The following is a 12401-nucleotide window of genomic DNA, read 5'->3' on the forward strand; positions in this document are numbered from 1 at the left end:
ATCTATATCAAGGGTTATAATACATGTCATGCCTATATTGTCCAATTAATGAGCGTAAGCGTTTTCATGGAGAGTTATATCCATTTCATGAACTCTCATCGGAAATAATGACGTCACACGCTTTTAAATGGAGATTATTTTTCTTTAAAAACAACGACTAAAACGTCTCTTGTAATCTGAATATTCATTCAATTTAGTTATTAAGAAAAAGGCTTCCTCAACTGAGAAAGCCTTTTAAACGAACTATTGTATTAAGTGATTATATTTCGCTAGCTCTTGATTAAGATCACCTATAGGAATAAACCGGGCCATTCGCAAGAGCTCCTTCCCTTCCGAAAATAACATGACAACGGGTACCGTAAACACCGTGTACTCACCAGCAATTTCTTTTACATCTTCTGAGTCGACATGAAGCGGATACACTCGAGGATATTCCTCAAGTAATTCCTCCACTTGTGGCAATAAGGAATGACATACAGAACAGCCTGGCTGTGAAATATAAACGAGTGATAGCATTTCTTTTTGAACATGTTCCTGAACAGCTTCTAATGAATGAGCTTTTCTCACAACAATCACCTCATCATTCATAGTACCAGTTAAGCTCTTATCTCTTCCCTCAAAAAGCCTTCATGATTTATACTAGGTGAGAGGTGAAACGTCCACATGAGCATATTCGGTATATTTTTATTTTTTATGTTACTTCTAATTATCCTATTAATTCTAATCGATTCCGCTAAAAATGGGATCACTCCCACCCCTTCTACAGGAAAAGAAAGAATTGCAGCCATAAAGCTAGCCACTCCCCTTGACCCGAATTCGATTGCTGACTTAGGGGCAGGCTTTGGGACTATGGCTTTTTCATTAGCTAAAGAATTCCCTAAAGCCAAAGTGGTTGCGTATGAAACGGCCTCAGTTCCATGTGTCATTTTGTTTATCAGAAAGATGGTACAACCCAGATCCAACTTAACAATCAAACGAGCAAATTTTATGAATGAAGATTTATCAAAATACGATCTTTTATATACGTATTTGTACCCAAAAGCTATGGAACGTTTACAAGAAAAATTAATTCAGCCAAAAACTACTTTAATTTCTAATGCGTTTGCCATGCCTAAGTGGAAACCTGCATTTATCTGGCCTGTAGAATCAAAAACGAGCTATAGTTCTATTTATTTATATAGAAGAAACTCGTCATAAAACTTCTATTATGTAAAAGGCTTAGGTTATACCATCACCTTCTCCTATGTTTAACTAACCGTTGTTTTCCTTACTTAAGGTTATCAGGTGGTGTCTTGGTATGGCCTTTGTTCTCTACCTCTTTAAATATGTTCTCTCCAGGGGGACTAGGTACTTGTTGGTTCGCTTTATTTGACCCTAACGCTTCTTTTAAAGCAATAAATTCAAATTTCAAATCATTAATTTCTTTTTTAGTTGCCGGTTTTTTATCCTCTTTCAATTCATAGCCTACCTGGCCATTAGGTTCAAGGGTTGCTGATTGGATATCACTAATAGCAGAAACATTTTGCTGCCTCAATTTCATTTCCAGTTGATCCACAGTGAATCGAAGCTTTTTCAAGTTCTTCTCAACTATCACACCATTTTCAATTAAAGAGATTGACTGTCCTGTAAATAATTTTTCAAATGCATCAATTTTCACCTGTGTAAACTCAATGAGTATTAATGTAAGAACTATAACAGCACCCACACCAAACGTAACCCAAATATTTTTCCCTGCAACAGGTTGAATTAATAACGAACCAATCGCAATCATGATCACTGTTTGTGCTAAGGTCATCTGAGAAATCGACTTTCTTCCAGCCATTCTTAAAAGAAAAGTTCCAACCAATATAATTAAAATAGCTTTCCATATCCAGTCCCATTCCAACAGTATCCCTCCTATCTTTCTTTTTAGCTTTCCATATCCATCTCTACATATACAAAATTCTATTGCATTCGTAACTTGATTTCGCTATAATCATTTCAATACCAATTTCAATGACGAAGAGAGTAGCTTATAAATTGCTCCAAGCGATTCAGGGACGGTGGAAGCCTGATAGCCATTTACAAGTGAAACGGACTTTCGAGAAGCCAGTCTGAAACAAAAGTAGGATTAGGTCGGGGATGACCCCCGTTATCAACTTCGAGTGGCTAATATTTAGCTATAAGAGTGGCACCGCGAGCTATAACCTCGTCTCTTCAATGAGACGAGGTTTTTTTATATTACAAAGGAGGCATATCAATGGAAAAACACGTTCTCGCCTTACAATTATCACAACTTCTAGGAGAAGAATTCAGCCGCGAATGGGTCTATTCCCTTATCGAAACCCCGAAGCAGGAAAAAATGGGAGATATGGCGTTCCCTTGTTTCAAACTCTCACCAACCTTTCGTAAGTCGCCTCAAGACTTGGCGAGCGAACTTGCACCGCGTTTGAAGCATGATTTATTTACGCGCGTACAACCAACCGGAGGATATATTAACATATTCCTTAACCAGAGCTTGATAGCTGAACACACGCTTAAAAAAATTCTAACCGAGCAAGAGGATTACGGCAAACATAGTTTCGGCGAGGGGAAAACGGTGGTACTCGACCTATCAGCCCCTAATATCGCAAAACCTTTTTCCATGGGGCATCTACGTTCGACCGTGATCGGAAATGCTCTCTCGAATTTAGCAGAAAACTGTGGATATGAGACTGTAAAAATAAATTACATCGGAGATTACGGCACTCAATTTGGCAAACTTCTAGCAGCCTATAAAAAGTGGGGAGATGAAGAACTTATTCGTTCCAACCCTCTTGCTGAATTAACAAAGATTTACGTGAAATTTCATGAAGAAGCAAAACAAGATCCTAGCTTGATTGATGAGGGACGTGATTGGTTTAAGAAGCTCGAACAACAACATCCTGAAGCATTAAAACTTTGGAAATGGTTTAAGGATGCATCACTTGAAGAATTCAATAAAATTTATCAGCTGCTCGGTATCGAGTTCGACCTTACAAGAGGAGAAGCTTATTATAATGATAAAATGGAAGCTACCGTGGACCTGTTAAAAGAACATTCTCTATTATCAAATTCCGAAGGAGCCGAAGTTGTCCACTTGGATGAGGAAGGGCTACCTCCTTGCTTAATTAAAAAGAGTGATGGTACAACCATTTATGCGACACGTGACTTAACAGCTGCCATTGATCGATACCAAAACTATACCTTCGATCAAGCCCTCTATATAGTCGGTCATGAGCAATCGCTCCATTTCGAGCAAATTAAGCATGTTCTTGGAAAACTTAACTTCCCATGGGCCCAAGATGTAAAACACATTTCATTTGGGATGATGTTGCAAGATGGATCGAAAATGTCTACGCGAAGAGGCAAGACAATTTTACTAGAAAAGGTGTTAGAAGAAGCGATCGATCGTGCGAAAGTAAATATCGAGGAGAAGAATCCCTCTCTAGAAAACAAGGAAGACGTTGCACGACAAGTGGGAGTAGGAGCAGTTATTTTTCATGATCTCAAACATGATCGACGCAATGACGTAGAATTTTCTCTAGAGGACATGCTCACCTTTGAAGGCAAAACAGCACCATACTTGCAATATGCATATGTCCGTGCCCAATCGATTCTTAATAGAGGTGGATTTGAGATAAATTCAGGAACACCCGCTCTCAACGATGAGCAAGCCTGGCTTGTTATTAAACAACTACGCTCGTTCCCTGAGATTGTTGAAAAAGCATACAAAGAATATGACCCTAGTAAAATAGCCAAATACCTCTTAGATGTAGCAAAAGGGTTCAATCAATATTACGCAAGTGTGAAAATATTAAACGAAGACAACCATTTAGACTCCCGTTTAACCCTTGTATACAGCTTCTCACTCGTTATTAGAAAAGGCCTTGAATTACTTGGAATTGAAGCACCTAAAAGAATGTAGCAAAGAGCAGAAAAGATTTACACTTATCGGTATCGAAGGTTTTGGTGGCTCTAGAAAAACTATTCTTACTTTAGAGATTGCTACTCAGCAAACAAGTCTACCATTGTGCGTATGGATGATTTTCACTCACCTTCTTCATTGGCATCGTGTATTCAAACAAGTTATTAAGCCTTTTTCACAAAGGGAAAAGGCTTAACTGTCAACGTTATGATTAGAATGAGGATAAGCTTGCGGAGTGGTACGTCATTGAACCAAGTGATCGAATTATTATTGAAGGCTGTTACAGTACAAGAAATGAAATGCTCGCTTACTAATTTGGGTCGGACTGACCTCGGGATAAGCGACTAGCACGTGGTCTTGAGTGTGACTACGACTCAGCTCCCTCCTGCTTTGGCATGAATAGATGGCAGAAGAAGATCGATTTATGCAAGAACACCGTCTTCACCTAAAATCTGATCGACGAGTTAATCGTTAACTAACTAGAAATTGCTCCATTAAGTCTCTTCTCTAATTTTGAGCAATACACTACATATTTGCGAGTTCTTTCCTATATAATAGTCTATTGTAATTACATACACAAAGGAGACTCACTTATATGGATTCGAATCATACAGGGGAAGAAGAATACGAGTTTTTATCAGAAGATCCAAATTTTAATGTGAAGCCTGTTATGTTTTCATTAATTATTGGCGCTTTTTTTGCTATCCTTAATGAAACATTGCTTAATATTGCACTAACAACATTAATGGATGAATTTAGTATTACTGCACCGATCGTTCAATGGATGGTAACTGGATTTATGCTCGTAATGGGCATTCTAATTCCAGTATCAGCCTTGATGCTGCAAACTTTCACCACTCGGCAAATGTTTATTGGAACCATGACGGTTTTCACGATTGGAACAGTTATTTGTGCGATGGCCCCGAACTTTGGTGTTTTGCTTACAGGACGTCTTATTCAAGCCATTGGTACCGGATTATTAATCCCGATTATATTCAACACCTTTTTACTTATATTCCCACCCAAAAGACGTGGGTCAATTATGGGACTAATTGGACTTGTCATTATGTTCGCTCCTGCTATTGGACCGACATTGTCCGGGTTCATTGTTGAACATTTAGGATGGAGGTTTTTGTTCATTACTGTACTTCCATTCGCCGTTTTTTCTATTTTATTTGGCTATAAGTATTTAAGAAATGTCGGGGAAATCACAAATCCGAAACCCGATATTCTCTCTATTTTACTTTCCACCGTCGGATTTGGAGGAGTTGTTTTAGGTTTTAGTTTTGCAGGAGAAGGAGAAGCGGGATTTCTTGAACCTAAGGTATTCAGTTTTATTTTAGCAGGGATTATCTCCCTCATTTTCTTCACCTTCAGACAGTTAAAACTTGAAGATCCGCTTTTAGATGTGCGGGTTTTTAAATATCCAATGTTTTCGATCGCACTCGTCATGTTTCTTATTGTTATGATGTCGATGTTTTCATCAGAAATTATTCTCCCTATGTATATGCAAGGACCACTTGCCTTATCTGCTGCAACAGCGGGACTTATTTTGTTACCAGGTGCTCTATTAAATGGACTGATGTCCCCTGTCATGGGAAAACTTTTTGATAAATTCGGGCCTAGAAAATTAATCATTCCTGCTGCTGCAGTTTTGACAGCTACAATGTTCTCACTTAGTCTAGTTAGTGAGAACACGCCAATATACCTTATTATTATCAGCTATATGTTCCTAATGCTATCAGTATCGGCAATCATGATGCCCGCTCAAACAAATGGGCTTAATCAGCTGCCTAAGCGCCTGTATCCACACGGAACTGCCATAATGAACACTTTGCAGCCAGTATCAGGAGCTATTGGCGTGTCCGTATTCATTAGTATTATGACCAATAGAAAAGATACAGAGTTACAAAATATGAGCAACCCCACTTCTGAAAGTGCAATTGCCCAGGCTACCGTTTCGGGTGTTGAACTCGTTTACTTCGTGGCATTTACCGTAGCACTTGTAGGATTCATACTTTCATTATTTATTAAACGAGCACAACCTATGGACTTAGCTGATAACACAACTTCATAATTGATACCAGGCCATCCCAAAACGTGTTAAAATTCTAAGTAACGAACCATTGGGCTTATTTAACTAACACCCCAGATTACGGAAGACTCAGCTTCGAGATATTCCGGTGGTTTCCGTTGCAAAGGTTGGCGTTAGAAGATCCGGGAAATCACTCACTTTCCCCAACGCCCCTATCTCTACACAATCATCTCGGAATCGAGTCTTCTACAATACGGCCCGTTTCTTTAAGACTTAGTTATCGAGTATTAAGTATTCTCGTAAACGGTGCTTTATCTGATGTTTAAGAAAGGATGGTCTTATGTATCCTATTTATTATGCAATTATTATTATTGTTTGCCTTATTGCATTAGTTGGTACCATTAGTGTAGCAAGGCAAATGACAAAAAAAGAAAATGAAGAGGACTCCCATGAAGCAGATTTAACAAGCTTGAAAGAGGGCCGACAAGGGAAAGATTCCAGTATACGTATATTAACGATCATCTACAGCATTACATTTTCCATGACGATCTTACTTATTTGGATCTTCATCTTTTAAGGAATGGCGGCTTCGGCCGTCCTTTTTCATAATTTACACACGCCTATACATAAAGTTGAATAGAATATAAAAAGGGGATATTCTTCCCAATTTTGAGGAGTGGCGTTTTAAATGAAACCTATCTCATTTCAAAATATTACGTATAGTCAAATGAACTTTGAACAAGTTTTTTCTCATATTACATCATTTATGAAAGATGATCCCCTTGGGAATTATAAGCTGATGCTAGGCACCGATTCACAAATCCATACTGATCATACGCGCTTTATTACTGGGATCGTCATCCATAGAGTTGGAAAAGGAGCCTGGGCTTGTTTCCATAAAGAAATAATCCCACGCAAGATGAGAGTATTACATGAGCGAATTTCTTATGAAACGACCTTAACAGAAGAAGTTGCTTCCCTATTTACCAAAGACAAAATGGATCAACTTATTGAAATTATTCTTCCAAACATCTATCAGAATGCTAGCTTTACCGTTGAAGGGCATATTGATATCGGTTCTGGAGAAAGAAATAAAACACGGGCCTATGTAAACGAGATGGTTGGACGAATTGAATCATTAGGATTTGAACCAAAAATTAAACCTCATTCGATAACAGCAAGTGGTTACGCAAATAAATATACAAAATAAATTAACCCTCTTTATACACTCGAAGCGATCTTTCCTTTTCTAGGTTTCCTTGTAGCCAAATATACCCCAATAAATATAATCAACAAACCTAAGACTAAATAATTCGTGATCGGTTCCTCAAGCAACACATAACCCCAAATCATCGCTGTAACCGGGATCAAATAAGTTACAGAAGTAGCAAACTCTGCACTACCACTTTTCACCATATAATAAAATAATAAATGTGCTATCCCAGATCCAAAACAACCAAGACCAATAATAGATAACCAAACAAGCGGTTCACTAAATAAGTCCCAACTTATTCTAGAAACAGAACCCGTAAACAGCATCCCAATCAAACCAACAAACGCTGCAATAAAGAGTGAACATGTTGTGATGAGGATAACCCCAGTCTCCTGCAAATGCCTCTTGGTGAATTGAGACGCAACCCCATAGGAGATGGTTGCGAGAATCATTGTGCCTATCCCAATAAAGCTTTCATTAAAAAGCTCTACAATATTAAACTCCATCAATACTAAAATACCAAAGAAACCTAGTACTATCCCACCCCACTGTCTTCTTTTTAGAACGATAGAAAAAAATAAAAAGCCTACCAATCCTGTACAAATAGGTGTTAATGCATTCATTACAGCGGCAGTGCTGCTATGTATTTCAGTTTCACTCCAAGCGATAAACCCCCATGGGACACCAGCGTTAAAAATGCCGACAAATAGTAACGCCTTCCAAGGGATCGGACGAACTATTGATTTTCTTTTTGCCCATAAAAAAGGTAACAGGATAAGACCTCCTGCCAAACATCTCAAAAAAACAGTTCCCCATACTCCGATTGGATCAACCAGCCATTTAATAAAAACAAAGGACAGCCCCCAGATAAGGCTCAACCCTACTAACGCACTATATAATCTCATGTATGTACACCTCATTTGTCAGTAAAACACACCCTCCTTAATTGAGAAGGGTGTGTCTATAAAACCTAAGTTGCTTGCTTTAGTACTTCTAAAACATCTGATGGCTCAGCTCTGTCTTTATAATCTGCCTTTGTATATTCATAGATAATCGTTCCATCTTTATCAATCACATAGGTTGCTGAAACAGGTAGTTCCCATGTTTCATCTCCATTATGTTGATCTACATTTAGTCCTTTATCTTTATAAATATCAATAAGGTAGTCTGGCAAAGGGTACACTAGGTTATACTTTCGAGCTATTTTATTACCAGCATCACTCAACACATGATATTGGAGTGCATTTTTATCAGAAGTGCTAAGAGAATGATCTGGTGTTTGTGGACTAATTGCAATTAGTTCCCCACCGGCCTCATGAATCTCATTTAGAACTTGCTGATATTCTCGAAGTTCCATATTACAATAGGGGCACCAACCTCCACGGTAAAATGTCAGTATAACTGGTCCAACATTGAGTTGGTTCGAGAGGTTAACTTGGTTTCCATTAGGGTCAGGCAGAGAGAAGTCTGGTGCCTTGTTTCCTTTACGAATACCTTCTCCACCATTAGAATTTTGCAAATCTTCGATGGCATTTTTCATTTTCTGTTGAACATCATCAGAGGCTGTTTGCTTGAACTTCTCAATGTACTCATTGTAACGTTCTTTCATTTCAGTCTTCACATGAAAAACCCCTTTTTAATTGAATAATTCAAGTATAATAGACTGCTTTAATCGATTGAAATAAAACGCTCACATAATCAATCATTATCCGTTGTAAACCATGCAATCCAAACAGCTAAAACACCTGCTGTTAATTTTCCAATCATAACAGCTACCATGACGTCTTTCTCTACTCCTGCAACGAAACCTATGTGACTACCAATCGCAAAAGCACCACTTACAGCAAATGCCGAATTCATAATCTTTCCTTTAGGGTTCATATCTTTCATCGTTGCAAACATGGGTAAGTGATGAGCTAAAGACGCAATAAAACCTGCCATAGAGATGGAGTTAACACCTAAACGACCACTCATCCGTTCCCAAACTTTTGCCCCTCGCTGATTTATGAAAGCGACAAGTGGATAAGCACCTGCCAGCGTTACAGTAATCTGACCTACGATAATTATTCCTTCATTCAAAGGAGCCATTCCTGGAATAATCGTGAATTCTGTGAGGGTTTCTATAATAATAGAAACTAACCCTATCATAATTACTAGTTCTATCCCCTTGCCAAACCATGAAAAGATAACAATTGTCATCTTCGTAAATTTCCACAACCCAATTCCTATTAAAATAGCTAAGAGGACCGTTGGAATTAAATTACGAACCATCCATAAGATTTCATATCCTGCAATTGCCCCACCTGTTATACATCCTACTGGAATGGTAATTAAACCAATTAATATTCCGCGAGCAAAGTAAGATTGATCCCCTTTTTCAAGCATCGTTAAAGCAACTGGGATGGTAAATACTAACGTTGGACCCATCATCGTTCCTAAAAAAGCCCATGAAAAAACAGCCGCTTCCTCGCTATTCGCTAATGCTTCCGATAGAGGATAGGCACCCATGTCAATTGCTAGAATCATAGAAGCAAACATAGCGGGATCTGCTCCAAACCATTCAAACACAGGAGTGACTAGCGGGGATAAACCTTTAGAAATAACAGGAGCTAATGAAATCACTCCTACCATAGTTAATGTGAGTGGTCCCATCATTAGGAAAGCTTCATGAAATCGATCCCCCAATCCTAATCGATTATGTAACAGAGTATAATCAAGAGCTCCGATTACCATAAAGGTTGCCATAACAATGAGTATTGCGTCGTTAAGCCACATGTAAACACCTCCCAACTACTTAACTATTTTTTATCTTTCTTATTTGTGATCTTATTTGACCTCGATGATTAATCTCATCTTCCATCACATGAAACCATAAATAGTATTGATTATAAGAGACACCGTTTGGCCAAACACTTTTTTTATAGAGCCAACCGTCACTCTTTTCTTTCAAATTAATTAAAGTATTCTGTCTAACTTCGTTTAATAGATTCAAATAATATGTAACAGGATGATTATTGATTTCTTTTCTAGCATTTTCTCCTAAGTTAATAGCAGTTCCCCACTGTTTCCATTCTTCCGTATTAAAATCTCTGTTTTCAAAAGAGATAAGCTGATGTGCTTTTTCTATCGCTGCAATATGCATAAGCAGAGCCCCGATAGAATTCCCATCTTCTTCATCAACTTTGTCTAACTCATCAATAGTTAATGATGAAACTTCTTTTTTCGTAATTATTCGAGTATGCTCCAACATGAAAATTAATTCACCTATTTTATTTGAAAAACCATCCATTTGGTCAATTTCATATTTAACCATGCAAATTGCCCCTCCTTACCATCTTGTAAAACTATTTCTAAAATTAGATGGGATCTCCTATTTGAAATTATTCCGTTAAAGACAGGATTGTTGAAGACTCAATTCCGAGATGATTGTGTGGTTGTTCCGTCTTCGGTATGAGGAGAAGGTGATCGGGGAAATAACTCGCTTTCCTGCGGGGAACGTGGCACCTCCTCGGTTGGCCTCCCTGTGGTGTCTCGTCGTTTCAAAACCACCCCATTCACCCAACACAATTCTCACGTATGCGGCATTCTGCTCACTTAAAGCAGCGTATCCGATGCTTCCGTTCTCCTCACGAAAGCAAGAAGGTCCGGGAAATTGCGAGACTCCTCCTTTAAAAGCGGAGGCGCCTTGGTCAGCGGCGTATGGACTGGACTGAGCTGTCGGAGATAAAGGAAACACGAAGAACATCGTGATTCGATGTTGACTTATCGTACAGAAGCGAGGGAAGTCTCACTAGCCGCTAGGCGCTGGAGCTGGATAACGCCGATGTGATTGATGAACTAGATGTAGCCTTCGTCCTATAAAACGTAAGAGCTGGGATGAACATGATCGGTGAGATCCCGCAAGGCGTAGCCTGAGGAAACTCACCACATGCCCACGGAAAGCGACTGATTTCCCGGACCTTCAAACGCCATCTTTTGTAACGGAAACCACCGGAATCTCTCGAAGCTGAGTCTTCCACAATTTGGGGCTAAACGTAATAATATAAGCAATTTTCCTAGTAAAGAAATCAATATTTTTTGTTCAACATAGTTAAAATGTAATATCTATACTATCATTTATTTCATTCATTAATTCAGGATGTTGCTCAGTGGATTGATAACTGATCCTTCCTCCATCTGTTGAACTACCTGGCATTAAAAAAGTCCCATCTTCTAGTATAGCAAAAGAATAATCAGGATTAGTACCCGATGTAAAGTTATCATCTTAAGAGAAACTATATACATACGTATTTTGTGACTCCAGTTTTTCCAATAACTTTCCCTGACCTTTTCTTTCAATTTCCATTCCATCGATTTTATCTAATATTTCCTTATTATCTTCGGCATTTCGCCGTAATGCCCTTAAACTATCTGAGGACTTATTATTCTCCACTTTTTGAATAGAGAGCACATGAGAAACCCTTCCATCTGATACATCAACTTCTTTCATCTCTTGCCCACAAGCTGTTAGAATCGTCAAAGCCATAACACAAAGTATATAATAATATTCAATAGTTATCCTTCTTCCTCATTTTAAATTTATAGATTCATTACATAGTTTTTATTGGTTTCCGTCAAGCATTATAAGAAAGGTGGAATAAACAATGATTAAATTACAAGCTTTTACTGAACATGATTTTGCTCAATTAATTAGCTGGGTCAGTTCCCCAGAGTTTTTGTTAAAGTGGGCTGGTCCTAACTTTACTTATCCTCTTACACATGAGCAACTGTATGAGTATATTAAAGGGGCAAACCAAAATAATTCCAATATGCTGGTCTATAAGGTGATCGAGCATAGTACTAATACAACTATTGGACATATTGCTTTAAAAAATATCGACCTTGAAAATAACTCCGCAAGAGTCGGGAAAGTATTAGTCGGGGATCATGCACGGGGACAAGGTTTTGGTTTACTTATGATGGAAGAAATTTTAAAAGTAGCTTTTCAGGATATGAAATTGCATAAGGTAACTTTAGGTGTGTTTGATTTTAATGAACCTGCTGTAAAAACGTACAAAAAAGTTGGATTCCAAGTGGACGGATTGCTTAGGGACCATCGTAAATTTGATAAAGAATATTGGAACTTAATTGAAATGAGCATCCTATGTTCTGAATGGCATGATCACCTAAAATTGAAAAAAGATTCATCTAAAAGTTAAACCTGTGTGAAATCCATTTCTTCATCTATA

Annotated in this window: 14 protein-coding genes and 1 other annotated feature; of the genes, 7 read left to right on the forward strand and 7 right to left on the reverse strand. The window is 38.2% G+C overall.

Annotated elements, in window-relative coordinates; translation table 11 throughout:
* Positions 1–243: 243 nt before the first annotated feature.
* Entirely contained in the window at positions 244–588 is a 345-nt protein-coding gene (locus ACFQIC_RS08770) for a thioredoxin family protein (protein ID WP_390217038.1), read from the reverse strand.
* A 75-nt stretch (positions 589–663) separates the two neighbouring features.
* Between ACFQIC_RS08770 and ACFQIC_RS08775 the strand changes: the two genes are divergently transcribed.
* Positions 664–1197 carry a hypothetical protein gene (locus ACFQIC_RS08775; protein WP_204709797.1) on the forward strand — a complete coding sequence of 178 codons (534 nt, stop codon included), beginning with the start codon at positions 664–666 and terminating at the stop codon, positions 1195–1197.
* 70 nt (positions 1198–1267) lie between these two features.
* Here the strand turns inward: ACFQIC_RS08775 and ACFQIC_RS08780 are convergent, their stop codons facing one another.
* Positions 1268–1885 carry a DUF421 domain-containing protein gene (locus ACFQIC_RS08780; protein ID WP_204709795.1) on the reverse strand — a complete coding sequence of 206 codons (618 nt, stop codon included), beginning with the start codon at positions 1883–1885 and terminating at the stop codon, positions 1268–1270.
* Between the two features lie 101 nt (positions 1886–1986).
* Positions 1987–2199 (forward strand) — a binding site (T-box leader).
* 40 nt (positions 2200–2239) lie between these two features.
* Here ACFQIC_RS08780 and argS point away from each other — a divergent pair.
* The 5 genes from argS to ACFQIC_RS08805 all read left to right on the forward strand — a co-directional run bounded on the left by argS (position 2240) and on the right by ACFQIC_RS08805 (position 7170).
* Positions 2240–3925 (forward strand): arginine--tRNA ligase, encoded by a 1686-nt coding sequence (gene argS, locus ACFQIC_RS08785; protein WP_204709793.1) that lies wholly within the window; start codon positions 2240–2242, stop codon positions 3923–3925.
* Entirely contained in the window at positions 3903–4121 is a 219-nt protein-coding gene (locus ACFQIC_RS08790) for a hypothetical protein (protein WP_390217039.1), read from the forward strand. The genes argS and ACFQIC_RS08790 overlap by 23 nt, the downstream gene beginning before the upstream one ends.
* Before the next feature lie 399 nt (positions 4122–4520).
* Entirely contained in the window at positions 4521–6002 is a 1482-nt protein-coding gene (locus tag ACFQIC_RS08795) for an MDR family MFS transporter (protein WP_204709791.1), read from the forward strand.
* A gap of 298 nt (positions 6003–6300) precedes the next feature.
* Positions 6301–6537 carry a hypothetical protein gene (locus ACFQIC_RS08800; RefSeq protein WP_204709789.1) on the forward strand — a complete coding sequence of 79 codons (237 nt, stop codon included), beginning with the start codon at positions 6301–6303 and terminating at the stop codon, positions 6535–6537.
* A gap of 111 nt (positions 6538–6648) precedes the next feature.
* On the forward strand, positions 6649–7170 hold the full coding sequence (locus ACFQIC_RS08805) for a ribonuclease H-like YkuK family protein (RefSeq protein WP_204709787.1): 522 nt from the start codon (positions 6649–6651) through the stop codon (positions 7168–7170).
* 11 nt (positions 7171–7181) lie between these two features.
* Here the strand turns inward: ACFQIC_RS08805 and ACFQIC_RS08810 are convergent, their stop codons facing one another.
* The 5 genes from ACFQIC_RS08810 to ACFQIC_RS08830 form a co-directional block, all read right to left on the reverse strand.
* Positions 7182–8078, reverse strand: a complete 897-nt coding sequence (locus ACFQIC_RS08810; RefSeq protein WP_204709785.1) for a DMT family transporter — start codon at positions 8076–8078, stop codon at positions 7182–7184.
* A 65-nt stretch (positions 8079–8143) separates the two neighbouring features.
* Positions 8144–8782 carry a peroxiredoxin-like family protein gene (locus tag ACFQIC_RS08815; RefSeq protein WP_390217040.1) on the reverse strand — a complete coding sequence of 213 codons (639 nt, stop codon included), beginning with the start codon at positions 8780–8782 and terminating at the stop codon, positions 8144–8146.
* An 89-nt stretch (positions 8783–8871) separates the two neighbouring features.
* A complete protein-coding gene (gene eutH, locus ACFQIC_RS08820) occupies positions 8872–9948 on the reverse strand; it encodes an ethanolamine utilization protein EutH (RefSeq protein WP_204709781.1) in 1077 nt (358 codons plus the stop codon).
* Between the two features lie 19 nt (positions 9949–9967).
* A complete protein-coding gene (locus ACFQIC_RS08825; RefSeq protein WP_204709779.1) occupies positions 9968–10486 on the reverse strand; it encodes a DinB family protein in 519 nt (172 codons plus the stop codon).
* A 951-nt stretch (positions 10487–11437) separates the two neighbouring features.
* Positions 11438–11698, reverse strand: coding sequence for a hypothetical protein (locus ACFQIC_RS08830; RefSeq protein WP_390217041.1), 261 nt, complete (start codon positions 11696–11698; stop codon positions 11438–11440).
* A 118-nt stretch (positions 11699–11816) separates the two neighbouring features.
* Between ACFQIC_RS08830 and ACFQIC_RS08835 the strand changes: the two genes are divergently transcribed.
* On the forward strand, positions 11817–12371 hold the full coding sequence (locus ACFQIC_RS08835; RefSeq protein WP_204709776.1) for a GNAT family N-acetyltransferase: 555 nt from the start codon (positions 11817–11819) through the stop codon (positions 12369–12371).
* Positions 12372–12401: the final 30 nt, after the last annotated feature.

Origin of the sequence: Halobacillus seohaensis (genome assembly GCF_042663045.1) — a bacterium.
Taxonomy (GTDB): Bacteria; Bacillota; Bacilli; order Bacillales; family Halobacillaceae; genus Halobacillus_A; species Halobacillus_A seohaensis.

Bases quoted from the DNA above. Each gene is read 5' to 3' on its own strand.
- ACFQIC_RS08770 (WP_390217038.1), bottom strand. From the start codon at position 588: ATGAATGATGAGGTGATTGTTGTGAGAAAAGCTCATTCATTAGAAGCT.
- ACFQIC_RS08775 (WP_204709797.1), top strand. From the start codon at position 664: ATGAGCATATTCGGTATATTTTTATTTTTTATGTTACTTCTAATTATC.
- argS (WP_204709793.1), top strand. From the start codon at position 2,240: ATGGAAAAACACGTTCTCGCCTTACAATTATCACAACTTCTAGGAGAA.
- ACFQIC_RS08795 (WP_204709791.1), top strand. From the start codon at position 4,521: ATGGATTCGAATCATACAGGGGAAGAAGAATACGAGTTTTTATCAGAA.
- ACFQIC_RS08800 (WP_204709789.1), top strand. From the start codon at position 6,301: ATGTATCCTATTTATTATGCAATTATTATTATTGTTTGCCTTATTGCA.
- ACFQIC_RS08805 (WP_204709787.1), top strand. From the start codon at position 6,649: ATGAAACCTATCTCATTTCAAAATATTACGTATAGTCAAATGAACTTT.
- ACFQIC_RS08810 (WP_204709785.1), bottom strand. From the start codon at position 8,078: ATGAGATTATATAGTGCGTTAGTAGGGTTGAGCCTTATCTGGGGGCTG.
- ACFQIC_RS08815 (WP_390217040.1), bottom strand. From the start codon at position 8,782: ATGAAAGAACGTTACAATGAGTACATTGAGAAGTTCAAGCAAACAGCC.
- eutH (WP_204709781.1), bottom strand. From the start codon at position 9,948: ATGTGGCTTAACGACGCAATACTCATTGTTATGGCAACCTTTATGGTA.
- ACFQIC_RS08825 (WP_204709779.1), bottom strand. From the start codon at position 10,486: ATGGTTAAATATGAAATTGACCAAATGGATGGTTTTTCAAATAAAATA.
- ACFQIC_RS08830 (WP_390217041.1), bottom strand. From the start codon at position 11,698: ATGGCTTTGACGATTCTAACAGCTTGTGGGCAAGAGATGAAAGAAGTT.
- ACFQIC_RS08835 (WP_204709776.1), top strand. From the start codon at position 11,817: ATGATTAAATTACAAGCTTTTACTGAACATGATTTTGCTCAATTAATT.